The sequence below is a fragment of the uncultured Tenacibaculum sp. genome (assembly GCF_947494125.1).
In the GTDB taxonomy this organism is placed as follows: Bacteria; Bacteroidota; Bacteroidia; order Flavobacteriales; family Flavobacteriaceae; genus Polaribacter.
The window spans coordinates 152,986-177,897 of sequence record NZ_CANLTU010000003.1 but is presented as its reverse complement, the minus strand read 5'-3'; the positions used below and the strand labels follow the sequence as shown (position 1 = coordinate 177,897).

General features: G+C 29.7%; 15 protein-coding genes. 14 read left to right on the top strand and 1 reads right to left on the bottom strand.

All coding sequences use genetic code 11. The features are described from left to right. Positions 1 to 27 precede the first annotated feature (27 nt). From Q0881_RS07610 to Q0881_RS07590, 5 genes are read left to right on the top strand one after another with little or no spacing between them, the layout of a single operon-like run. Positions 28 to 1,959, top strand: a complete 1,932-nt coding sequence (locus Q0881_RS07610) for a glycoside hydrolase family 13 protein (RefSeq protein WP_299158484.1) — start codon at positions 28 to 30, stop codon at positions 1,957 to 1,959. Positions 1,960 to 1,965: 6 nt separating this feature from the next. Beyond that, positions 1,966 to 5,448: a TIM-barrel domain-containing protein gene (locus tag Q0881_RS07605; protein ID WP_299158481.1), complete on the top strand. Its 3,483-nt coding sequence runs from the start codon at positions 1,966 to 1,968 to the stop codon at positions 5,446 to 5,448. 3 nt (positions 5,449 to 5,451) lie between these two features. Then, the gene (locus Q0881_RS07600; protein ID WP_299158478.1) at positions 5,452 to 7,113 is read left to right on the top strand and encodes an alpha-amylase family glycosyl hydrolase; all 1,662 of its coding nucleotides are present in this window, start codon (positions 5,452 to 5,454) and stop codon (positions 7,111 to 7,113) included. Further along, the gene (locus Q0881_RS07595; RefSeq protein ID WP_299158475.1) at positions 7,114 to 9,225 is read left to right on the top strand and encodes a glycoside hydrolase family 97 protein; all 2,112 of its coding nucleotides are present in this window, start codon (positions 7,114 to 7,116) and stop codon (positions 9,223 to 9,225) included. 3 nt (positions 9,226 to 9,228) lie between these two features. Further along, positions 9,229 to 10,665, top strand: a complete 1,437-nt coding sequence (locus Q0881_RS07590) for an alpha-amylase family glycosyl hydrolase (RefSeq protein WP_299158472.1) — start codon at positions 9,229 to 9,231, stop codon at positions 10,663 to 10,665. A 59-nt stretch (positions 10,666 to 10,724) separates the two neighbouring features. Here Q0881_RS07590 and Q0881_RS07585 read toward each other — a convergent pair whose 3' ends face one another. Further along, a complete protein-coding gene (locus Q0881_RS07585) occupies positions 10,725 to 11,141 on the bottom strand; it encodes a prepilin-type N-terminal cleavage/methylation domain-containing protein (RefSeq protein WP_299158469.1) in 417 nt (138 codons plus the stop codon). Between the two features lie 80 nt (positions 11,142 to 11,221). On the opposite strand from Q0881_RS07585, the gene Q0881_RS07580 reads away from it, so the two are divergent. From Q0881_RS07580 to Q0881_RS07540, 9 genes are all read left to right on the top strand, one after another. Further along, positions 11,222 to 11,953 carry a hypothetical protein gene (locus Q0881_RS07580; protein ID WP_299158466.1) on the top strand — a complete coding sequence of 244 codons (732 nt, stop codon included), beginning with the start codon at positions 11,222 to 11,224 and terminating at the stop codon, positions 11,951 to 11,953. A gap of 5 nt (positions 11,954 to 11,958) precedes the next feature. Next, positions 11,959 to 12,903 carry a hypothetical protein gene (locus Q0881_RS07575; RefSeq protein WP_299158463.1) on the top strand — a complete coding sequence of 315 codons (945 nt, stop codon included), beginning with the start codon at positions 11,959 to 11,961 and terminating at the stop codon, positions 12,901 to 12,903. A 10-nt stretch (positions 12,904 to 12,913) separates the two neighbouring features. Continuing rightward, positions 12,914 to 14,431, top strand: a complete 1,518-nt coding sequence (locus Q0881_RS07570) for a hypothetical protein (RefSeq protein ID WP_299158460.1) — start codon at positions 12,914 to 12,916, stop codon at positions 14,429 to 14,431. 6 nt (positions 14,432 to 14,437) lie between these two features. Next, positions 14,438 to 16,609: a type II secretion system protein GspD gene (locus Q0881_RS07565; protein ID WP_299158457.1), complete on the top strand. Its 2,172-nt coding sequence runs from the start codon at positions 14,438 to 14,440 to the stop codon at positions 16,607 to 16,609. A gap of 19 nt (positions 16,610 to 16,628) precedes the next feature. Beyond that, on the top strand, positions 16,629 to 17,825 hold the full coding sequence (locus Q0881_RS07560) for a PilN domain-containing protein (RefSeq protein ID WP_299158455.1): 1,197 nt from the start codon (positions 16,629 to 16,631) through the stop codon (positions 17,823 to 17,825). Continuing rightward, positions 17,818 to 18,336, top strand: a complete 519-nt coding sequence (locus Q0881_RS07555) for a hypothetical protein (protein ID WP_299158452.1) — start codon at positions 17,818 to 17,820, stop codon at positions 18,334 to 18,336. The genes Q0881_RS07560 and Q0881_RS07555 overlap by 8 nt, the downstream gene beginning before the upstream one ends. Positions 18,337 to 18,422: 86 nt before the next feature. After that, positions 18,423 to 18,956, top strand: coding sequence for an OmpH family outer membrane protein (locus Q0881_RS07550; RefSeq protein WP_299158451.1), 534 nt, complete (start codon positions 18,423 to 18,425; stop codon positions 18,954 to 18,956). 47 nt (positions 18,957 to 19,003) lie between these two features. Continuing rightward, a complete protein-coding gene (locus tag Q0881_RS07545; protein WP_299158448.1) occupies positions 19,004 to 19,606 on the top strand; it encodes a hypothetical protein in 603 nt (200 codons plus the stop codon). Between the two features lie 113 nt (positions 19,607 to 19,719). Continuing rightward, positions 19,720 to 24,909, top strand: a complete 5,190-nt coding sequence (locus Q0881_RS07540) for a hypothetical protein (protein ID WP_299158445.1) — start codon at positions 19,720 to 19,722, stop codon at positions 24,907 to 24,909. The last annotated feature ends 3 nt before the right edge of the window (positions 24,910 to 24,912 follow it).

Below are 24,912 nucleotides of genomic sequence, written 5' to 3'. Positions count from 1 at the left end.
CAGAGTAATCTGTGAGGTTTTTATCTTATGAGAAAAATAGGTTTATATATTGTTATTTTAGTTTTTATTTCATGCAATTCTAGTAGAAAAGAAAATGAAATAAATGAAGTCCAAATAAATGTGTCTAACGCATCTTTAGAGCGAGTTGAACCGCCAAATTGGTGGGTTAATTTTAAAAGCAACAAACTTCAACTTTTAGTTAAAGAAGATAATATAGCTAGCGCAAAACCTACAATTTCTTATAAAGGAGTTACAATAGACAAAGTTCATAAGTCTAAAAGTAATAATTACTTGTTTATTGATTTAAAGATTGATAAAAAAACAAAAGCAGGAAAGTTTGATATAGTTTTTACTTTAAAAGACAATTCAGAAAAGAGATATACTTACGAATTAAAATCAAGAGAAAAGCTTGCAGATAAATTTACAGGTTTTAATAGCTCAGATGCTATTTATTTAATAACTCCAGATCGTTTTTCAAATGCTAATCCTAAAAACGATAGTTTTCAAAACCTTAAGGAAACAGAAGTAGATAGAAAACACAATTACAAAAGGCACGGAGGAGATTTAGAAGGAATTACAAATCATTTAGATTATATAAAAAATCTTGGATTTACCGCTATTTGGCCAACTCCCGTTTTAGTTAATGATATGTCTCGTGGATCGTATCATGGGTATGCTATGACCGATTATTATCAAGTAGATCCTCGATTTGGGACTTTAGATGATTATAAAAGATTATCATCAGAGTTATCTATCAGAGGGATGAAGTTAATAATGGATCAAGTAGCAAATCATTGCGGATTAGAGCATTGGTGGATGAAAGACTTACCTTTTGAAGATTGGATTAATTATCAAGCGCACTATGAGAAAAATAAAGAGAATTGGTCTTGGAAAACAGTAAAACATTCTAATCATAGGAGAACCACTAATCAGGATTTGTATGCTTCAGAAATTGATAAAAAAGGAAATACAGATGGATGGTTTGTATCTGACATGCCAGATTTAAATCAGAGAAATCCTTTTATGGCAACCTATATAATTCAAAATTCTATTTGGTGGATAGAAACATTAGGTTTAGACGGAATTAGACAAGATACGTATCCTTATCCAAATAAAGAGTTTATGGCAAATTGGGTAAATGCAATTATGAATGAATACCCTAATTTTTCAATTGTTGGAGAAGAGTGGAGTTATAATCCTTTATTAATTGGTTATTGGCAAAAAGGAAAAAAGAATAAAGACGGTTATCAATCGAATTTGAAATCTACAATGGATTTTGCAATGCAAAAAAATGTAGTAGATGCTTTAAATGAATCAGAAAGTTGGGATAAAGGTTTAGTGAAAATCTATGAGGGTTTAGCTAATGATTTTCATTACGAATCACCTAAAGACATTCTGATTTTTCCAGACAATCATGATAAAAGTAGAATTTTTACACAGTTAAAAGAAGATGTTATAAATACAAAAATGGCATTAGCTACGTATGCAGTTTTACCAAGAATTTTGCAAATGTATTATGGAACAGAAATCTTAATGGATGATACAGCCAATCCTGGAGATCACGGATTAATTCGTACAGATTTCCCTGGAGGTTGGGATGGAGATAAAGTAAATGTATTTACAAAAGAAGGATTGTCTCAAGAGCAGAAAGAAATGCAGGTTTTTGTTACAAAACTGTTGAATTATCGTAAAAATAGTAAAGCAATACACGAAGGGAAAACAATTCATTTTGCTCCAAAAGACGGAGTATATTTCTTGTTTAGAAAATATAAAGACGAAATAGTTGCCTTAATTTTGAATAAGAATGATAAACCTTTAACGATAGATTTAAACCGTTTTAAAGAAATGAATCTAAAAGGAAAAGAGTTTAAAAATATAATAACAGACAAAACTATTGTATGGAAAGATAGTCTTGTTTTACAAGAAAAAGGAAGCTTGTTATTAACTACAAAACAATAAATTTAAGTGAAAAAACTCTTAAACATATTATTTATATTAATTGGATTAAATATATCAGCCCAAGTAACCATTATTGTAGATGAGTTACCAAATAAAACACCAAAAGAAGCTTCAATATTTATATCAGGAAGTTTTGAAGGTTGGTCTGGAGGAAAAAAAGAATATCAACTAGATAAAAAAGAAGGTGTTTATTCTATAACGCTTCCGCATCAATCAAAAAACATCCTATTTAAGTTAACTCAAGGATCTTGGCAAACAGTAGAGTCTGCAGAAGACGGAACAAGTATAGATAACAGAACGTATAAGTTCAATAAAGCTAATGATACATTAAAAGTAAAGATAGAAGGTTGGACACATTTAACGAGTTCAGAAAAAAGCTCAACAGCTTCTAAAAATGTAACGGTTATATCAGAAACGTTTGAAATTCCACAATTAAAAAGAAAAAGAACAGTTCGGTTGTATTTACCACCGGGTTATTCTAAATCGAAAAAATCGTATCCAGTAGTGTATATGCACGATGGTCAGAATCTTTTTGATAAAAAAACTTCTTTTTCAGGAGAATGGAGTGTAGATGAAACTTTAAATAAATTATACGAGGATAAAAATTTACAGCTAATTGTTGTTGGAATAGATAATGGAGGTGCTAAACGATTAGATGAATATTCTCCTTGGAAGAATAGTAAATACGGTGGAGGAGAAGGTAAAGCTTACTTAGATTTTTTAGTAAACACATTAAAACCCTATATAGATAAAAATTACAGAACACTAAAAAATAAATCAAATACAGGAATTATTGGTAGTTCTATGGGAGGATTAATTTCTCATTATGCAGGGCTAAATTATCCTAAGGTTTTTGGAAAAATAGGCGTGTACTCACCAGCTTTTTGGTTTGCTCCAGAAATTGTAGATTTTTCTAAGACTCGAGGGAATTTATCTGACACAAAAATGTATTTTTTAGCAGGAGGAAAAGAAGGAGATAACACTGCTTTTAATGAAATAAATAAAACAGTTAGAGATATGAACTTGATGGTAGATGTTCTTAAAGAGCAAAACTTCCCATCAAAAAATATCCACTCTAAAGTTGTTCCAGAAGGAAAGCATAATGAAAAATTATGGAGAACTAATTTTGAAGAAACCATTTTGTGGTTATTTAAAGACGAGATTGAAGAAAGAGAATTTAAATCAGCAGAATTTTTAAACAACGAATTGCATTTAAAAGTTTCAGACGGTTCTTATTCTATTAAGTTTTTGAATTCAAAAATAGCAGAAACAACATTTACACCTAAAAATCAAAAAACAACACAAAAAGCTTCACATGCAGTCGTTTTAAAAGAAACGTATGCTGATGTCGATTTTAAAGAAGACAAACAGAAAATAAAGTTTAAAACTAATGATGTATCAGTCATTATTAAGAAAAAACCATTCAATGTTTCTTATTGGTACAAAGGAAAAGAATTAGTTTCTGAGAAAAATGGATATCAAAGAAATGATAATTTTGAAACATTACAATTCAATTTAAAGCCAAGCGAAGTTCTATATGGAGGAGGGTCTAGAGCTTTAGGTATGAATAGAAGAGGTAACCGCTTACAGTTATATAATAAAGCACATTATGGTTACGAAGAAAAGTCTAAACTAATGAACTTTACGATGCCTTTGGTATATTCTTCTAATCTGTATGCGATTCATTTTGACAATGCTCCGATTGGTTATTTAGATTTAGATAGTAAGCAAAATAACACCTTAACCTATGAAACTATTTCAGGTAGAAAAACTTATCAAGTAATAGCAGGAAATTCATGGTTAGATTTAATAGATAATTATACCAATTTAACAGGAAAACAACCAATGTTACCACGTTGGGCTTTAGGAAATTTTTCTAGTCGATTTGGATATCACTCACAAAAAGAAACTGAAAATACCATTGCTAAATTTAAATCAGAAAAAATACCTGTAGATGCAGTAATTCTTGATTTATACTGGTTTGGAAAAGATATTCAAGGCACAATGGGTAATTTAGAAGTGTACAAAGATTCTTTTCCAGATATGAAAAAGATGGTTTCAAACTTTAGAAAAAAAGGAGTAAAAACTGTTTTAATAACAGAACCATTTATTTTATCGACTTCTAAAAAATGGAAAGAAGCAGTAGCAAAAAATGTATTGGCAAAAGATTCAATAGGTAAGCCAGCTACTTATGATTTTTATTTTGGAAATACCGGAATTGTAGATATTTATAGCAAACAAGGAAAAGAGTGGTTTTGGAATATTTATAAAGATATTAAAGATTTAGGAGTACAAGGTTTCTGGGGAGATTTAGGAGAGCCAGAAGTGCATCCAACTTGGGTACAACATGCAACAGGAAGTGCAGACGAAGTGCATAATATTTACGGGCACGATTGGGCACGATTAATTTTTGAAGGATATCAAGAGGAGTTTCCAAATGAAAGACCATTTATTTTAATGCGAGCAGGATATTCAGGATCACAAAGATTTGGAATGGTACCTTGGTCAGGAGATGTAAATAGAACTTGGGGAGGATTACAAAGTCAGCCAGAAATAGCATTACAAATGGCAATGCAAGGATTGGGGTATATGCATTCAGATTTAGGAGGTTTTGCAGGAGCAAATTTGAATGATGAATTGTACACAAGATGGTTACAATATGGTGTGTTTCAACCAATATACAGACCTCATGCACAAGAAGAAGTAGCCAGTGAGCCAGTGTTTAGAGAACCAAAAACAAAAGCATTAGCAAAAAAATCAATAGAATTAAGATATCAGTTATTACCGTATAATTATCATTTAGTTTATGAGAATAATCAATATGGGAAACCATTAATGAGACCTTTGTTTTTTGAGGAAAAAGAAAATAAAAAATTGTTTGAAAAAGCATCGACATATTTATGGGGAAATGATTTTTTAGTAACTCCAATAATGAAATCGAATGTGACGGAACAAGAAGTGTATTTTCCAAAAGACAATGTGTGGTTTGATTTTTACACTGATGAAAAAATAGCAGGAGGAAAAACAAAAAACGTACAGGTAAAAGAAGCATCAATACCTACCTATGTTAGAGCGGGAGCATTTATACCAATGACAAAAATAATTCAGAATACAGAAGCATATAATCAAGATAAAATAGATGTACATTATTATCATGATGCTTCAGTAGAAAAAAGTAAACGAGAATTATATAATGACGATGGAAAAACAGCAAAAGCATTTGAAAAAGGAAAATTTGAATTGATAACGTTTGAAAGCCAATCAGATAAAAAGAGTTTGAAAATTAAATTGACTTCAGAAAAAGGAAATTTATATACTTCAGTAGAAAAAGAGATTAATTTAATAATACATAATGTAGCTACTAAACCAAGTAAGGTTAAAGCAGGAAGAGAGAAAGTAGCTATAAACTGGAATGCTAAAACAAAGGTTTTAAAAATACCAGTTACATGGAAAACAAAAACTTCTAAAAAAATAAATATAAAGTTTTAAAAAATGAAGAAATTAATAGTTGTAATTCTTTTGGTAGTAAGTGTTGTAGGATGCAAAACAAAAAAGCAGCAACCAGTAAAAGAAAAACAAAAGGCGCCTTTTGTATGGAATGGAGCAAATTTATACTTTCTATTAACTGATAGATTTAATAATGGAGATGAGACCAATGATGTTAATTTTGATAGAACAAAAGAGTCAGGGAAATTAAGAGGTTTTGAAGGAGGAGATTTAAAAGGAATAACAAAAAAAATAAAAGAAGGATATTTTGCAAAGTTAGGAATCAATGCCATTTGGATGACTCCTGTAGTAGAACAAATTCATGGAGGAACAGATGAAGGAACAGGTGTAACTTATGGATTTCATGGATATTGGACTAAAGATTGGACCAAAATTGATCCTAATTATGGGACCAAAGAAGATTTAAAAGAACTTGTAGCAGCAGCACATAAAAACGGAATTAGAATTTTGTTAGATGCTGTAATAAACCATACAGGTCCAGTAACAGAGAAAGATCCAGTATGGCCATCGGAATGGGTAAGAACAGCCCCACAATGTGTTTATAATAATTATAAGAATACAGTTACTTGTACGCTAGTAAAGAATTTACCAGATGTAAAAACAGAGAGTAATGAGCATGTAGAGCTGCCTCCGCAATTGGTAGAAAAATGGAAGAAAGAAGGAAGGTATGAAGAAGAATTAAAAGAGTTAGATGAATTTTTTGCAAGAACAGGATATCCAAGAGCACCAAGATTTTATATTATAAAATGGTTAACAGATTATATTACAGAATTTGGAATAGATGGATACCGAGTAGATACGGTAAAACATACAGAAGAAAATGTATGGCAAGAATTTAAAAAAGAATGCGATTATGCATTTAAGAAATGGAAAAAAGAACATCCTAAAAAGGTATTGGATGAAACGCCGTTTTATTTAGTAGGAGAAGTTTATGGTTACGGTATAAGCGGAGGAAAAGATTATAATTTTGGAGATAAAAAAGTAAATTATTTTGATAAAGCATTTAATAGCTTAATCAATTTTGAATTTAAATGGAATGCTAAACAACTAAGTTGTGAAGATTCTAACCTTAAATACGATAGTATTTTAAACAATCATTTAAAAGGTTATGGAACTTTAAATTATATAAGTTCTCATGATGATGGACAACCTTTTGATCCAAAAAGAGAAAAACCATTTGAAGCAGCAAACAGATTATTATTAGGATTAGGAACATCGCAAGTTTATTATGGAGATGAGTCAGCACGTTCATTAGTAATAGAAGGAACAGACGGAGATGCAACATTACGTTCATTTATGAATTGGGATGAAATAGCAAGTAATGAGAAAAATCAAAAAGTTTTAGAATATTGGCAAAAATTAGGGCAGTTCCGTGCAAATCACCCAGCTGTAGGTGCAGGAAAACATCAAATGATATCTAAAGAACCGTATGTTTTTTCTAGAGTTTATTCAGATAAAAAATTTACAGACAAAGTAGTAATAGGATTAAATTTAACAAAAGAAATAAAGGAAATTCCAGTAGCTCCAATTTTTAATGATGGCGATAAATTAAAAGATGCTTATACGAATAATACGTATACAGTAAAAAATGGAAAAATAGCAATAGAAGGAAATCAACCAATTATTTTATTAGAAAAATTAAATTAGATGAAAAAACTATCTTTATTAATAGTTGGAGTACTATTTGTAGTTTCATGTAAAAGTAAAAAGGATATAAAAATAGCCTCACCCAACGAAGAGTTAAAAGTTGAGTTTGGATTAAATAAAAACGAATCTTCATATTACATTGTAAAAAGAAAAAATGAAGTAGTAATAGATACATCGTATTTAGGGTTTGAGTTTAAAAATGCGAAAGCATTAAAAGAAAACTTAAAAGTATTAAATACAACAACAAGTACTTTTAATGAGACTTGGCAAATGCCTTGGGGAGAACAAGAAGAAGTTGTAAATAATTACAATGAATTAAAAATAGATTTAGAAGAGCAAGGAAGTTCAAAACGTAGATTTTCAGTAGTATTTAAAGTTTATAACGATGGAGTAGGCTTTAGATACGAGTTTCCAAAACAAGGAGGAATATCAGAAGTTTTAATAACAGAAGAAAAAACAGAATTTAATCTGACAGAAGATTATAAAACTTTTTGGATACCTGGAGATTGGGATAGTTATGAACATTTATATAATAGAACACCATTGTCTAAAGTAGATGCACTATCAAAAGCAAATCATAGCAATTTAGCACAAACACAAATACCAAATAATGCAGTGAATACACCTGTAACAATGGTTGGTGAAAATGGATTGCATTTAAGCTTTCATGAAGCAGCATTGGTAGATTATTCAGGAATGACTTTAGGTGTAGATGCAAAAGATTTAAAACTAAAAAGTATTTTAGTAGGATCTAAAAACAACGATTACAAAGTAAAGAGAACATTACCGTTTAATACACCTTGGCGTACAATTCAAATAACAGACAATGCCCCAGATTTAATAGCATCGAATTTAATAGTCAATTTAAATGAACCTAATAAAATAGGTGATGTTTCTTGGTTTAAACCAATGAAGTATACAGGAGTTTGGTGGGAAATGCATTTAGGGAAATCTTCTTGGGATTATGGAATGACCAAAGATGAAAATGGAAAATGGGTTGATACTGGTAAAGCGCATGGAAGGCACGGAGCAACTACAGAAAATGTAAAGAGATTTATAGATTTTTCAGCAAAAAATAATATAAAAGGAGTATTAGTAGAAGGATGGAATACCGGTTGGGAAAATTGGATAGGATTTGAAGATAGAGAAGGAGTTTTCGATTTTGTAACACCATATCCAGATTATGATATCAATGAAATAGTTCGTTACGGAAAAGAAAAAGACGTAGCTATTATCATGCATCATGAAACGTCAGCAGCAACTGCTACTTATACAAAACAGCAAGATGCAGCCTTTGCTTTAATGAAAAAGTATGGAATGCATGCTGTAAAAACTGGTTATGTAGGTAAAATATTACCAAAAGGAGAGTATCATCATGGGCAAAAGATGGTTAACCATTATAATAATACAGTTGAGAAAGCGGCAAAATATCAGATAGCAATTAATGCACATGAACCTATTAAACCAACAGGTTTAAGAAGAACATATCCAAATACAATATCGAGAGAAGGGTTAAGAGGACAAGAATTTAATGCATGGTCTTCAGATGGAGGAAATCCACCAGAACATTTATCAATCGTAGCATTTACAAGAATGTTAGCAGGACCGATAGATTTTACTCCAGGGATTTTCAATATTAAGTTTGATGAATTTAAAAAAGATAATCAAGTAAATACCACATTAGCACAGCAATTAGCGTTGTATGTTGTTATTTATAGTCCTGTACAGATGGCAGCAGATTTAGTAGAGCATTATGAAGCAAATCCTAAAGCTTTACAGTTTATAAAAGATGTTGGAGTAGATTGGAAGCAAACGAAGATTTTAAATGGAGAAGTAGGAGAATATGTAACAATTGCACGAGAGGAACGAAATACTGAAAATTGGTTTTTAGGAGCAATTACAAATGAGAAATCAAGAGAATTACCAATAGATTTTAATTTTTTATCAGATGGAATTTATAAAGCAACAATTTATAAAGATGGAAAAAATGCAGATTGGAATACCAATCCATTAGATTTAGAAATAGAAACAATTGAAGTAACCAATAAAACAAAAATGAATATAAAATTAGCTTCAGGTGGGGGTGCAGCTATAAGTATTATAAAACAATAAAGAATGAAAAAAACAATAAGTATATTTTTAGTTGCAGCGACATTATTTGCTTGTAAAACAGAAAAAAAGGAAGTAGCTAAAAAAGAAGTAGAAAAGCCAAAAGAGATTTCATTAGCTCCAGTTTCAGATGCAATGATGGAAAATGCAGTAATATATGAGGCTAATATTCGTCAATATTCAAAAGAAGGAACATTTGAACAGTTTACAAAAGACATACCACAGCTAAAAGAATTAGGAGTAAAAATTATTTGGTTAATGCCAGTTTTTCCTATCTCACAAACAAAGAGAAAAGCAACAGGAGGAGATTTTGCATCGAAATTAACAGATCCGAAAGAGCAAGCAAAAGCACTAGGGAGTTATTATGCGGTATCAGATTTTACAAAAATAAATCCTGAATTTGGAACCATAGAAAACTTCAGAGATTTAGTAAAAACGGCACATGAGAATGGAATGTATGTAATCTTAGATTGGGTACCAAATCATACAGGATGGGATCATACGTGGTTAAAAACAAATCCAGAGTTTTATACTAAAAATGCTAAAGGAGAAATTACAGATCCACTAAATGAAGATGGAACACCAGTAGGATGGGCAGATGTAGCTGATTTAAACTATGATAGCGAGGGTTTACGCAAAGAAATGGTAAAAGACATGCAACATTGGATTACAAATGAAGAAGTAGATGGTTTTAGGTGTGATGTAGCTGGATCTGTACCAACAGATTTTTGGCAAGAAGCAATTCCTCAATTACGAGCAAAAAAAGACATTTTTATGTTAGCAGAAGCATGGGAACCAGAATTACTAAAAAAAGGTTTGTTTGATATGGGATATGGATGGGATACACACCATAGAATGAATCATATAGCAAAAGGGGAAGAAAATGTAAAAGATTGGAACAAAAGAATGGTACAAATAGATTCTTTGTATGAAAAAGATGATATTTTAATGAATTTTGTAACGAATCATGATGAAAATTCTTGGAATGGAACAATTCAAGAAAGAATGGGAGATGCAGCAGAAGCGTTCACAGCATTAAGTTATGTAGCGCCAGGAATGCCATTAATATATTCTGGACAAGAATTTGGTTTAAATCACAGACTAAAGTTTTTTGAAAAAGATTCTATACCACATACAAAAGGAAAGGAATGGAGCTTATTAAAAAAGTTAGGAAAACTTAAAACAACTAATGAAGCTTTAAATGGAGGAAAAGTAGCAGCGTCTTATAACTTATTAGATACAGCTAAGGAAGCTTTAGTATTTTCAAGAAAGAAGAATACTAAAGAAGTAGTATTCATAGCTAATCTTTCAAAGTTACCAATTAAAGAAGAAATAAAATATGAAGGTGATTTTGTAGATTATATGTCAGGAGAAAAAGTTCAATTAAATGGAGATGAAATTACATTAGAACCATGGGAATATAAAATTCTGATAAAAAAATAATAGAAATAAAAAACCAAGCATTTTGCTTGGTTTTTTATTTTTTGGTTTGGATTTATAATTTAGTCTTTAACAACTTCAACTAAATTATTATTCTGATCAATTTCCCAAATATTTAAAACACCATCACCATCAAAGTCGGTAATAGCAATTGCTTTAGCTTTAAACGAATTATTTGAAGATTGTATAATTTCATAGCTGTAATTAGCAGTTCCACCTTGATTAATTGTTTTAGGAGGAATAAAATCAACAGAATTTAAGTCATTAGAATATTTAGAGTGCATATAAAAATAATCACGCTGCATATTGTACAAATGTTTTAACTGTGTTTGGGCTTCAATTTTTTTAGCTTTCGTAATTAATGGCATTAAATTAGGAAGCGCAATTAAGATTAGTATTCCAATAATAACTAAAACAACTAGTAGTTCTTGTAAATTAAAGGCGTCAGTTTTTTTAAATACTAGACTTTTATTTTTCATAGGTATTGATTTAAGATACAAAAATAAAAAAAAATACTACTTTTGTTTGCTGAATTTATTCGAAATAATAAAAAAAAGATATGAAAATAAGAAAATTGCTATGCTTATTCATGGTTAGTATACTTATGTCCTGTGGAGTTTTACCGCATAAAAATAATTTTAATGAAACAGAAAAAAATGTTGAATTAGGAGTTATTGGGCTAAAGAAAAAATCAATTTATAAAACAGATTTTGAAGAAATTGGAATTCCTCACTATGAAAACCTCATTAAAATCTCATTAATAGAGAAGAGTTTTACTAAAAAAAGCTATAATCAATACTTAAAAGCTATTAAAAATAAAAAAGTACTTAACAGTATTAAATATGTTGATAGCTTAAAAAGTAAACCAAAGTATTTCGAAATAACTCTTAACGATAAAGTAGAGGTTGTAAATGCAATAAATAATAATTTATTATTATTTAATTATATAAAAAATACACCTGAGGCAAAAATTGTAACTAGTTTACGTTTTGTCGCTCAAAAATCTTTAAATAATCAACTTTCAGAAGCAGATGCTTTTTATTTAGCAACAGATAATCAGAAAAAACAACGTTTATATATTTATAAGAACCAAAGTAAGGTAGGAGAAATATATATGGATAAGAATGATGTTTTTGCTTATAAAAATGCATCGTTTTGCTGGATGGCTACAGATAGAAAAAAAATAAAATTAGCTACGATTATCGAAGAAGGAGAAAAATGTAAAAATGCTACAAATAAAAATGTAGAGAAATTAGAAAAAGAATTAACAAAAAGCACTTTTAAATTTTAAAAGAGATGAAAGGAATAAAAAAAATAGCAAAAAAATCATTCGTGCTTTTAGCCGTAGTTTTTTTTGCATGTGAAGCTGTTTTTTTAGAAGATATAACAGATAGTGTTGTGGTTGTTATAGCACCAACAGATAAGGCACAGGTAGAGGAGGGAGCTGTGAATTTTATATGGGAAAATATACTGGATGCAACTTCATATCAATTACAAATAGCGAAGCCTACATTTGCTCAAGCATCTCAAATTGTTTTAGATACTCTTATAACAAAAAACTCATTTTCACATACTGTAAAAATAGGAATGTATGAATGGAGAGTAAAAGCAAAGAATTCGGAGTATGAAACAGGATATACGACTCAAGCGATGGAAGTGATTAATGCAGACTTAACAAATGCGCAAGTAGAGTTATTAACACCATTGGACAAAGCTATTAGTAATAAAATAAGTCAAAAGCTTACTTGGAAAGAGCTTACAAGTGCAACGGAATATAGATTACAGATTTGGCAACCAGATGATCAAGGGACGAATGTAAAGGATGTAATTGTAACAGATAATTCTTTCACTTTTGATTTTACAGAGGGAGATTTTGTATGGAAAGTTAGGCCGCAAAGTGCATCTCAAAATGGGAAATACTCATCAAGATCTATTAGTATAGATTCCAAAAAACCAAATACACCAGAAAATATAGCGCCAGCAAATAATACTTCGCAAACGGAGACTACAATAAACTTTACGTGGAAAAGAACCAATATCGTAGGAACAGAAGAAATAGATAGTATTTATGTATTTACAGATGCGAGTTTAGCTACATTGAGTTTTAAAGGGATTGGAGCAAATAAAGCTTTTACTAAAGACAGTGTTGAAAAAAACACTTACCATTGGTACGTACAATCTTTTGATAAAGCGGGTAACGAAAGTGAAAAAAGTAGCACGTTTATAGTAGAAGTAAAATAAAAAAATAATTATGAAAAAGATTTATTTAACATTTATTGGATTAATAACCATAAGTTCATTTGGACAAAATAATAAAATAGAAAATACAGGAAATGTAGGTATAGGAACCACAACTCCAAATCAAAGATTACACATACAGTCATCAAATTCTACAGAAACATATAACACCTATTTTAGTGGTAATAGTATTCATTTTGACAGAAGCGGAAATTTTTCTTCTTATTTAGATAAAACAGATGGAGGAGATCTAGTTTTTAGATTTGGTTTACCAGTGGTAGATCGTTTTTATTTTAAAAATAATGGGAATTTTGGAATTGGAGTTAACCCAACAGAAAAATTAGACATAGCTGGTAATATGAAGTTGTCTGGATTATTACGTTCTTATGGAAGAGCTGTTTTTACAAATACTTCTGATACTCAGGTTTCTTTATATAGTGATGATATATGGGCAGGAATAGACTTTAAAGATTCAAAAGGAAGAGATTTTATTTTTTATAATGGAACATATGGAACTTTTTCAATTGGTGGAGATGGTTCAAATGTAAGTGGAAAAAAATTGCATATTAATGGAGGAACAACAATTGGAACAGGCTATAGAGCTTCTTCAGTAGCAGGAAATGGGTTGGCTGTTGAAGGAAAAGTCGGTATTGGAACTACAAATCCATCTGAACGATTAGATATAGAAGGTGAAGGAATTACAAGAATGAAGTTAAAAACAAATTCTACTACCGATATGACTGGAATTATTTTTCAAGGAGCAAGATCGACTGGACTAACATCTAGTCATTTTATAGTTACAGATGGACCTAGTCATTATGGATTGAAAATGAATGCAGACGAATATTTAAAATTTCAAACAAATGGGGTAGATCGAATGTTTATTGAATCAGGAGGAGATATTGGAATAGGTACAACCAATCCAGATGCAAAATTACATATTACAGATTCTGGTTTAAGTTCAGTTACTTCTTTTCAAATAAATAACAGATTTAAATTTAGAGGAGATGGGGTATTTTCTTGGGGAGCAAACTCAGATTATGGATTTCTTAGTTGGGATACAGGTAAGGCAATAATAGCAGGAAGAAGTGATAATAACCTAAGTTTTCAAACTTCAGGAACTGAAAAAATGGTTATTAAAACAAATGGTGATATTGGTATTGGAACTAATGATACTTTTGGTTATAAATTGGCTGTAAATGGAAGAATAGGAGCTAAGGAGGTAAAAGTGGAAGTTAGTAGTCAGTGGCCAGATTATGTTTTTACTAATACTTATAAATTACCAACATTAAAAGAAGTAGAAAAACATATTCAAGAAAAAGGGCATTTAAAAGATATTCCTAGTGCTAAAGAAGTTATTGAAAATAAAGGGATAGAATTAGGAGAGATGAATAGAAAATTATTACAGAAAATTGAAGAATTAACACTGTATACTATTCAGCAAGAAAAGAAAATAAAAGAGTTAGAAAAAGATAGAAAAAGGTTAAATCGCTTAGAAGAAAAAGTAGATCTTCTTTTAAAAAACAAATAAATTATTTTGATTAGAAAAATATTCATAGTACTATTTTTTGTTTATTCAGGAGTTCTTTTTGCACAAAAAGAAACAGAATTAGAAAGAATAAATAAGCTAGAAACAACAATAAATACATTAAAAAGTACAATTCCGAACTTAGAGAATAAAGTTAATTTTAATGTTAGTAATTTAAAATTACCATTATTTATTAAAGCGTTAAGCAAAGAATCTAAGGTAAACTTAAGTATACGTTTAGAAAATGGAGTCTCAAATATTGTATTGGCTCATAACTTTTCTGATGCTTCAGTTAGAGATATTGTTTTATACTTATGTAAGGAATATCAATTAACTTTTAATGTTACAGGTAATATTATTTCTTTGAGAAAGTTTATGCCTGAAAAAGAAATAAAAAAATATGTTTCAAGAAATATATTGGTGGAATATGATAAAAACCAAGATTTATTTTCAATAGATTTAAGAAATGATTCTTTAGCAGTAGCCTTTAAAAAAATAACAGATGTTACAGGCAAGAATTTAGTGTTTTCTCCAGGATTAGGAAAAGAGAAAATTTCAGGATACATAAAAAATAAATCCTTTGAAAGTGCTATTGATAAATTAGCCTTTTCAAACCAATTAAGAGTAACCAAAACAAAAGACAATTATTATTTATTTGAAAGTGATAAAGTGGTTTCTTCTAAGGGGTATCAAGGAAGTAGAAATGGAAGCAAAGGAGGAATAACCAGACCTAAAAGGTATAGAGAGTCTAACTTCTTTTTTAAAGTAAAAGACAGTGTAAAACAACTTTTAGATGTAGATTTTGAGAATATAAAAATAGGATCTGTAATAAAAGATGTGGCAAATGCTTTAAAAATAAATATGTTTACCAATGCACCATTGAACAATATAGGTATGGCTTCGGTAAAAACAAATAATATAACTTTTGATAAATTATTAGAAGAATTATTAGAGGACAAGAAATTTACTTTTAAAAAGAGAGAAGGTATTTATTATTTTGGAACAGATGAACAAGCATCTCTAATTACTACAGCTATTGTGCCTTTAATGCATCGTTCAATAGAGGTTATGAATCAGCCGATTCAAAGTAGAAGTAATAGAAATAATTTTAATTCAGGATATACTTCTGGAGGCATTTATAATTCAAATAATAATAGTACCAATAATTTTAATAACCAGAATCAGAATTTTAACGGAACTCGAAATAATAACAATAGCAACAACTTTAATAATAGGCAAAGAGTATCTACAAGTAATAATTCACCCTCTTTTAGCGATTATGGTTCTAAATCAGAAGCATTGATAGGTATAGTTCCAGAAACTATAAAAGGAGGTTTAAAGATAGAAACAGATATAGAATTAAATAGTTTTGTTGTTTCTGGAGATAGCCAAAAAGTAGAGAAGTTTAAAAAATTTATTAAAAAAATAGACAAACCAGTACCTGTAATATTAATTGAGGTAATGATTTTAGAAGTTAAAAAATCAGCAACAGTTTCGGCAGGAGTAGAATTAGGTCTAGGAGATAAACCAGTAGCAGATAAAGGAACGTTGTTTTCAGCAACAGATTTAACATTAGGCTCAGCATCAATCAATAAAATTATTGGAGGTTTTAATGGTTTTGGTTCGTTAAATGTAGGGAGGGTAGTTCCAAACTTTTATGCTCGTATTCAGGCAATGGAAACAAATGGAAATGTAAAAGTTAGATCTACACCTAAACTATCAACATTAAATGGACATCAGGCTACCTTATCTAATGGACAACGTACTTATTATGCAGTAACAAGGAGAGATATTATCGGTTCTCAAAATCCACAAACTTCAGAAATTAAAAACTATGTTCCAATTGATGCAGATTTATCTATAAGTATAAAACCAATGGTTGCTGGAGATGAGCAAATTACCATGAGTATAAATGTAGTGCAATCTAATTTTAATGGAGAGCGTATAGAACCAGAAGCACCTCCTGGAATGAATTCTAGAGAGTTTAATTCAACGATACGAGTAAAAGATCAAGATGTGGTTATTTTAGGAGGATTGGAAGAGAACATAAAGAACGATTCAGGAAAAGGAGTTCCATTTTTATCTAGAATACCAGTAATAAAATGGCTTTTTAGTAAAAAGACAAGAACAGATTCAAAAACCAAACTTTCTGTATTAATTAAACCAACAATTATACGTTAGTATTTAATAATACAGTAAAATGAACAAAATACAACAACGGTTATTTTATGAGAATAGTTATAGTGCTATAGAGCATTCTTTTGTAGAAAACTCTGAAGAGATAAATGTTTTACATGTTTCTAAGAAAAAGAATGAATTAGTTATAACGGATAGAAGTCAATGCAAAACACCTAATGAGGTTTTAACTAGTTTTAAAGGACAAAAGCATTCTTATTTAATAATTAATAATCAGCAGGTATTATCAAAAAAAGTTGATAATATAGAGGAAGATGAAAAGCTAATTTTAAGAAATACATTTCCCAATATAGTTGTTACCGATTTTTATTATGAAATGTACACAAGTAATGAAAGTACTTTTATTGCAATATGTAGAAGGAGTTACGTAGATGAATTAATAGAAAAGTATAAAGAATTAAAAATTTCTATTATAGGTTTTTCTTTAGGGAATTTATCGATTAAAGAATTAGCGCCTTTTCTAAAAGAAAATGTACATACTTCAAATGCATTAATTTCAGTAGGTGTTAATCAAATTAATGCGATTGAAAAAACAAATGTAATATCAGAAATTTATGTAATTAATGATTTAAATATTGCTAATAATGAAGTTTTAACCTTAGCAGGTATTTTAAGTATATTTTTTTCAAAAAGTGTTTATCAAAAAGGTTTAGAAGAAAAAAACTCAAGTTTATTAAAGGATTTTAAATCTAAACAATTGTTTGGAATAAGCTTAAAAGCAGGTTTAGGTTTATTGTTTGTAGTTTTATTAATAAACTTTGTGTTATTTAGTACTTATAGCTCAAAAACAAATGCTTTAAAAGAGCATGTAGCATTAAATAAGACTCAAAAAGAGTTTTTATTGAGCCTAAAGAAAGAGATAGTCCAAAAAGAAAAAATAGTTTCTAGTTTAGAAACAGCATCACTATCAAATGTATCAAGGTATATAGATATAATAGCGGAAACAATTCCCAATACAATTTTACTTAAAGAAATTAAATACCAGCCTTTAAAGTCTCAAATAAAAAAGGATAAGCCAATATTTGTAAACGAAAAAAATATTCTGGTTAAAGGAATTGCAAAAAGTAATGAAGATTTTTTAAAATTAGTAGCTAATTTAAAAAAGAATGACTGGGTGAATAATATTACAATTGTAAAGTATGGAAAAGAAAAAACAACCAATTCGTCATTTGAATTATTAATACATATTTCTAATGAATAATTCTCAAAAGAAAATACTCTTACCAGTAGGTTTTTTAATGGCTTTATTTATAGTGTATAATTTTGCAATAAAAAATACATTAGGAGTAAAAAAGGAATATACAGGTTTGTTAAAAGAAAAAAAAATACTAGACAATGCTACGGCAGAGATTAACTATTTAAATAAGAAGAAAAAACATTTAGATGTGTTTTTAAAAGAGAACAAAATATCTGTAAATAGTTCATTTCAGCAAATATTACTGCAAAAGATTACACAGTTTTCTTTGAATGATAAAATAGAGATAAGAGCTTTTAATAAGCCTCATATAATAAAAAATAGCTCAACCTTATTAGAAACGTATTCATTTGAAGTAAAAGGTAATTTCAGTAAAATATTAAAACTCATTAATTATATAGAAAAAAGTAATTTAGGAGAGTTGTTTTCTGTGAACTTTGAAAAGAAAAAAAATTACAGAACACGTAAAGAATATTTAATAGCGAAGATCTATTTAAAGAGGTTGAAGAATATTTAAATTAAGCTTTTTTTAACAAAATAAATATATTAAATTTGTCTCCCAAAAATTGCAAAACTCAATAAAAATATAATTAAAAAACAAGCATGAAAAAATTAGCTTTTCCTTTGGCTGCAGTAGCCTTACTATTTTCAATTATTACCTTTTTTTTATCACAAAACACATCAGACTTGGTGTATGTAGATGTAAATAAATTATTAGACGGCTATAAAAGAACAAAAGTAGTACGTGCAGAGTTTGAGAAAAAAGCCAAAGTATTAAAATCAAATGTAGATAGTTTAGTAGTAGACTGGCAAAAAGAATTAAAATTATACGAAAAAGAACGTTCAGGATATTCTAAAAAAGAGTTAACGTTAAAACAAGAGTTGTTAGGAAATAAACAACAGCAAATAAATAACTACCAACAAGCTATTCAGAAGCAAATACAAGAAGCTGATAAAAAAGCAACACAAACAGTTATTAATGATATTAATGACTATGTAAAAGAATACGGAAAAGAAAAAGGTTATAAAATTATATTTGGAGCAAGTGGCTCAGGAAATGTAATGTATGCTGATAAAAGCTCTGATTTAACTCCTGTAGTATTAGAAGGATTAAACGCAGAGTTTCAAGGAAAATAGATTTTTAAAAATAGTGCTATTATAAAAGAATTAAACACGATTAAGCTATGAATCGTTATTATGTATTACTTATAGGTATACTCCTAAGTAGTTGCGGAACACAATCTTTTGATACAAAAGAAGAAATGTGGAGCTACTTACGAGACGCAGATCATGGTTATTTACAAGAGAAAAATGTAAATAACTATGATTTTTCGTTGTTGTATAAACCAACAGATTTGTTGGTGTTACAAGAGTTGGGAGAATTAAAAGATCAAGAGAAAGTAACCGTACTTCGAGAAAAGTATAGCAAATATTTGTACTTCACCTTATCCATGTCTAGAAACAATAAAGAATTGTTGAGTACAACGCCACGTAACCGACAAGAGTTTGGACGTATGGTAAACGAACTAGCATTTGGAATGGACAAAAAAGTACATGTATTTACGCAAAAGAAAGACACCTTAGCATTACTAGATTATGTATATCCAAGAATGTATGGAATGAGTAAAGCAACTACCATGTTGTTTGTATATCCAAGAGATCAAAAATATTTAAAAGGAGAATATTTAAACTTAACCATAGGAGATTTAGGAACCTATACAGGAGAGGTGAAGTTTAAAATACCAACAAAGTTACTAAAGAACGAACCCAAGCTAAATTTTAAATAAACGTGATTGCGAAGAGGTTTACTATCGAAGCAATCTATTTAAAATAAAGTAAATAAAGAACATTCTAGTTAGCAATAACAGAACAATAATATTAAGAGAAAACCAATACGATTATGATAAAGAACAAACAAACAAGAAAAACAATAGCTATATTTTTCTTGTTGAATTTTTTAAGCGCAGTATTTCCATACAATGAATTGTATGCCCAAACAACAGGGCCAAATGCACCAGAGGCCGCATCATTTGAACCAGTTGATGCAACCGATATGGTGAATTTATTAACAGGTGGTTTTTCTTATGTATTACCAGTATTAAATGTGCCAAGTCCAGAAGGGGGATATCCTCTAGCTCTAAGTTACCATGCAGGTATAGGAATGGATCAAGAAGCAAGTTGGGTAGGTTTAGGATGGAATTTAAACCCAGGAGCTATAAATAGAAATGTGAATGGTATGCCAGATGATGCCTTTTACACAAAAAACTCAGAATATTTTTATAGTAGTGAAGAAAGCATTACAGAATATCAAGCTTCTTTGGGGTATTCTGGTTATGGATTTTCCGTTGCAACAGGGGTATCATGGGGTAGTAATAGAAGTTTAGGAGGTTTTGTGAGTGCAGGTATTGGAATTGAACTAGGAGGATATACATTAGGTGTTGGTGCTAGTGCTGGTAATGGAGGAGTTGGAGTTAATGCAGGATTATCTACACCAAGCGGATTAAGTTTTGGTGTTTCTGCAAGCACTAATGGAGGAGTTTCAGGCTCAGTAGGATATGCTTCAGAGAATGGTACTGGTTTTGATATTTCGACAAGTGGTAGTTTTGGAGTTAGTTTAGGTTTTGGAGAAAAATCGAGTGGAAATATATCTACAGTAGGTATTGACTTTTCATCTTCAGGGGTTGGTGTAACAGTAAGAAGTACTGATTATAAAGAAAATGGTAAAGGAGAAGATGGGAAAATGACGTATAAAGCGACAGGAAGTACTGGTACGGGGATGAATACTGTTATGGCTTTTAATAATACTGTTAAAATGGGAGACTATACAACATCAACAAGTTCTTTAGTAATTCCAATAACAATTCCAACACCGATAGGTATTTTTTCCTTTTCATTCGGAAAACAAACTTTTAAATATTCTTTAAATAAGTTTGAAGAAAACTATATGACAGGTCCGGTAAATTATAATAGAATTGGAGGTTATTTAGTTAGTGTAAGAAGTGATGAAAAAGTTGTGATTAATTGTAATTATTGTACTCCAGGGGGAAGTTATGTATGGAGTAATGTTGGTAGTTTACCCTATTCTTATACACAGATGGAATTAGACAAGTTAGTTAATGGGAAAGTATATAAATTAACACGTCTAAATAGAAGAACATCAATGGATATTAATGAATTGGCTGTATCATCTACAGGTTTTTCAAATAATAGAGATGTATTCTCAGCTAGCCCTAATTTTCCTAACTATGATAAATATAATGTACAAGCCCAAGGTTTGTCAGGGGCAATAGCACCAACAGTTTTTGAAAATGGTGCATTATACGGTTTTAGTGAAAAAACAAGTAGTGATAATAAAAACTTGAGTTACGTTATAAATGATGAGAATAATGTACCTGCAAAATTTAGATTTAACAAAAAAGTTGAATTTAATTTCAAGAATGAAATTAGTACTTATTTATCTACGCCTAAACCAAGTTTAGATTTGTCAGTTTTTTCTAATACATTAAATACAAATGGTTTTACTACTGGAGTTTCTAAGCGTAAAACAGCAAATTTTATTCAATATTATACGCACAACGAAATTGTTAAGGATAAGGATAGGGTGAGGTCTGAAGGTTATTTGGATCCAGTTGGTTATACTAGACCTTTCATTCCTAATTCAAATTTTTATGAGGCAGCACAGTTTTTTAGTTCTCTATATGGCAAAATACCTTCAGAAAGTATTGGTGCTTTTAAAATAACTGGAATTGATGGTAAAACTTATCATTATGCAATACCTGTATATAATCATGATATAATTCAGCGTACATACGGTACCATGAAATATCAGGATGGGAGAACAGGTATTAAACCAGAATCTGAGGCCTATTTTGAAAAAAAACAATTAGAACCTTATGCAACACATTGGTTATTAACTACAGTAACTGGTCCAGATTTTGTTGATACAAATAATAATGGAGTTGCTGATAAAGAAGATTATGGATATTGGGTGAATTTTGAATATGGTAAGTATTCTAATGCATATGTTTGGTCTGCTCCATATGGAAAAGAATTAATAGAAAATGAGAAAGATCCAAATATAAAAACATGGATAAAAGGTAGGAAAGAAATTTATTATTTAGATAAAGTTCTTACAAGAACTCACACAGCATATTTTGTGAAGTCAGAACGAAAAGATGCTAAATCTAAAGAGTTTAATTATAAAACTTCAATAGGTAAATATAATAATGCAGGAAATCTTTCAGGAATGGATTATGAATCTAACTATATAATACCTGAACAAAAATTATTAAAGCTAGATAAAATTATCCTAACTAAGAATAAGAAACCAGATGGGACGCTAGATCTTAGTTTTACTAAGCAAAGAGGAGGGAAAAAAGAATTAGATATTGAGTATAAAAAACCTGGAAATATGTATTATAATGGTTTAGTTAAAGTATCTAAGCTATATTTTGATGATAAAAGTAGTGTGGTTGATACAAGTGATGATTTTACACTTTTAAAGGACAGAATTGTTAAAGTGGTAGAATTAGATAATAATCATTATGATTTAGCAATAGGAACACCTAATAGTGAGGGAGGAGGTCGCTTAACATTAAAGGGAGTAAAATTTAAAGGGAAGTTAGATAGTAATACTATTCCTCCATACAGTTTCAGCTATATTAACCCATATTATAATTTTAATATTGATGATAAAGATCATTTCGGATATTATTCTAAAGACAATAGTATATGGTCATTAAATGAAATTACTACTCCTCAAGGTAGTAAAATTAAAGTTGATTATGAAAGTCATAAAATTAAAAGTGCTATAAATTCAAAAATAACCTTGAGTAAATCAGATAAGGAGTATAAAATTTATGGTGATTATGATGGAAGCAATTCAAATGCAGGAGCACAACCTAGAGCTTTTATAGTTGAAACAACTAAAGATATTGGAATAAAAATAGGAAGTAAACTAAATATAAGTTACCACTATAGTTGTTTTATAGAAGAAGATCCACAAGGTTGTAGTGGATATTGCGGACATGATGAATATGCATGTATTTATAATGGAGAAGGAGTTGTAACTCAAAAATTAGCTGATAATAAGTATTTTGTATTACCTGATAATGCTAATTGGGAATGTGATACAGATAGAGGAGGTAGTTCAAATCCAACACAATGGAGATGTGATTATAGTAATGTTCATCTATCTGCAGAATATATTTTAAAGGATCCAATTACAGAGGGAGGAATAAGAGTAAAAAGAGTTTCTACAGTAAGTGAATCAGGTAAATATTATAATATGAATTATAATTATGGCGAAAATGGAAATGGGGTAGGTCATGTAACTTATTTACCATATGCACCTGAATTAGCAAAAGAGTTACCATATAGTTCAGAATTACCACCTCCAATACCAATGTATGAATATGTTAGTACTACAACAAGTACTGGTAATAATAGTACAGAGAATAATATTTATGGAATTAAAACAGATTATCGTTTTAATGTTTTAAAAAGTAAGGAAGAAGGAAAGGCTAAATTTGGAAATTTTTACGAATTAACTTCTAATCAGACAAATGGAACAAGTAGTTCTACTACACAATTGCATGATTTTACAATAAAGGATAATTTAAGTGCTATAGGACAACTTTTAAGTGTTAAATCTTATAGTGAAGAAGGACAGATCTTAAGTAGTATAGAAAATGAATATTATTCACCAGGTGAAACACCTGATAAATTAGGTGAAACAAAAGAGTCTTATCAAACTTATAAAAAAATTACAGAAGGGAGTTCTTCTAAAAATTTAGGAGTTAGCTCTAGCCGTATTACATATCCAAACTTAATAAAAAGTTCAACAGAATTAAAAGGAGGATATAGTTATACTTCCGAATTTAATGACTTGGATGAAATTACTGGACAAGCCAGGGAAGTATATTCATATTCTAGTACTGGATTAAAATACAAGAACCGTTCAGAGCAAGCGTATCTTAAATACCCTAAAATGGGATCAAAAGTAGATGATATAACAAATAAAAATATGTTAAGTCAATCAGCTGTAACTTATAATTATATCTACAAAAATAATGATTGGAAACCTATAGGAATTGGTATAACAACGTGGAAAAATAGTTGGAATTATAAATTTAATAATAACAGCATAGTTTCAACAAACGATGTTTGGCGTAAGCATAAAACATTTGTTTGGAAGGGTGAATTAAATGAGGATGGTACTTATAAAAATTTTGTAGATAATTTTGATTGGAGTATAAATGCAAATCAAAATTCAAGTTGGGCAGAAACTACTCATGTAACGAAATACAATCAATTCTCACAAGTAATAGAAATTAAGGATATTAATAATAATTACATATCTACAAAATATGGAGACAATTATACAAAAGTAATTGCTACGGCAAATGCAAATTATGATGAGATGTATTATTGTGGAGCTGAGGATAGAGATTATGCAAAAATCCCAATTTTTGGAGGAGCAGCTCATGTTTTAGGAGAAGGAGACTTTTTTGATGGAGGCGTTAAAGCTACTGGACATAAAAAAGTGACAAATAAAAAAGATGCGCACACAGGTACAGGAATTGTAGAAGTGGCTCAAGAAGTAAAAGCCTTTGAAGTAATAGTCCCAGCTAGATCTGAGAGAAATTCTACATTAAAACAGCAATTCAAAATATCTGTTTGGGTAAAGAAAGGACAAGAGGCTAACTTAAAAATAAATGTAGGTAATTCTGAAGATAGTTTTAATAATTCTGAAGATATACAAGCAGGAAATTGGGTGCTAAAACAAGGGTATATAACTATTCCTTCAATAGAAACTACAGTTAGTATTGAAAGTACAAATGGAACTGTACAATTAGATGATTTTAGATTACATCCAATAGCATCAAATATGACGAGTTATGTATATAATGAGTGGGATGAATTAAGTTTTATAACAAATCCTAATGGGTTATCAAAATGTTATGTATATGATGAAGCAGGACGTATAAAAGAAACTTGGGTAGAAGTGATTACAAATACATTATCAGGAATAGATGGAGGATTTGTAAAAGTATCTATCAACTCATATAATTATAAAAAGAACCAATAAGCT

Bases quoted from the DNA above. Each gene is read 5' to 3' on its own strand.
- Q0881_RS07610 (WP_299158484.1), top strand. From the start codon at position 28: ATGAGAAAAATAGGTTTATATATTGTTATTTTAGTTTTTATTTCATGC.
- Q0881_RS07600 (WP_299158478.1), top strand. From the start codon at position 5,452: ATGAAGAAATTAATAGTTGTAATTCTTTTGGTAGTAAGTGTTGTAGGA.
- Q0881_RS07595 (WP_299158475.1), top strand. From the start codon at position 7,114: ATGAAAAAACTATCTTTATTAATAGTTGGAGTACTATTTGTAGTTTCA.
- Q0881_RS07590 (WP_299158472.1), top strand. From the start codon at position 9,229: ATGAAAAAAACAATAAGTATATTTTTAGTTGCAGCGACATTATTTGCT.
- Q0881_RS07585 (WP_299158469.1), bottom strand. From the start codon at position 11,141: ATGAAAAATAAAAGTCTAGTATTTAAAAAAACTGACGCCTTTAATTTA.
- Q0881_RS07580 (WP_299158466.1), top strand. From the start codon at position 11,222: ATGAAAATAAGAAAATTGCTATGCTTATTCATGGTTAGTATACTTATG.
- Q0881_RS07575 (WP_299158463.1), top strand. From the start codon at position 11,959: ATGAAAGGAATAAAAAAAATAGCAAAAAAATCATTCGTGCTTTTAGCC.
- Q0881_RS07570 (WP_299158460.1), top strand. From the start codon at position 12,914: ATGAAAAAGATTTATTTAACATTTATTGGATTAATAACCATAAGTTCA.
- Q0881_RS07560 (WP_299158455.1), top strand. From the start codon at position 16,629: ATGAACAAAATACAACAACGGTTATTTTATGAGAATAGTTATAGTGCT.
- Q0881_RS07555 (WP_299158452.1), top strand. From the start codon at position 17,818: ATGAATAATTCTCAAAAGAAAATACTCTTACCAGTAGGTTTTTTAATG.
- Q0881_RS07550 (WP_299158451.1), top strand. From the start codon at position 18,423: ATGAAAAAATTAGCTTTTCCTTTGGCTGCAGTAGCCTTACTATTTTCA.
- Q0881_RS07545 (WP_299158448.1), top strand. From the start codon at position 19,004: ATGAATCGTTATTATGTATTACTTATAGGTATACTCCTAAGTAGTTGC.
- Q0881_RS07540 (WP_299158445.1), top strand. From the start codon at position 19,720: ATGATAAAGAACAAACAAACAAGAAAAACAATAGCTATATTTTTCTTG.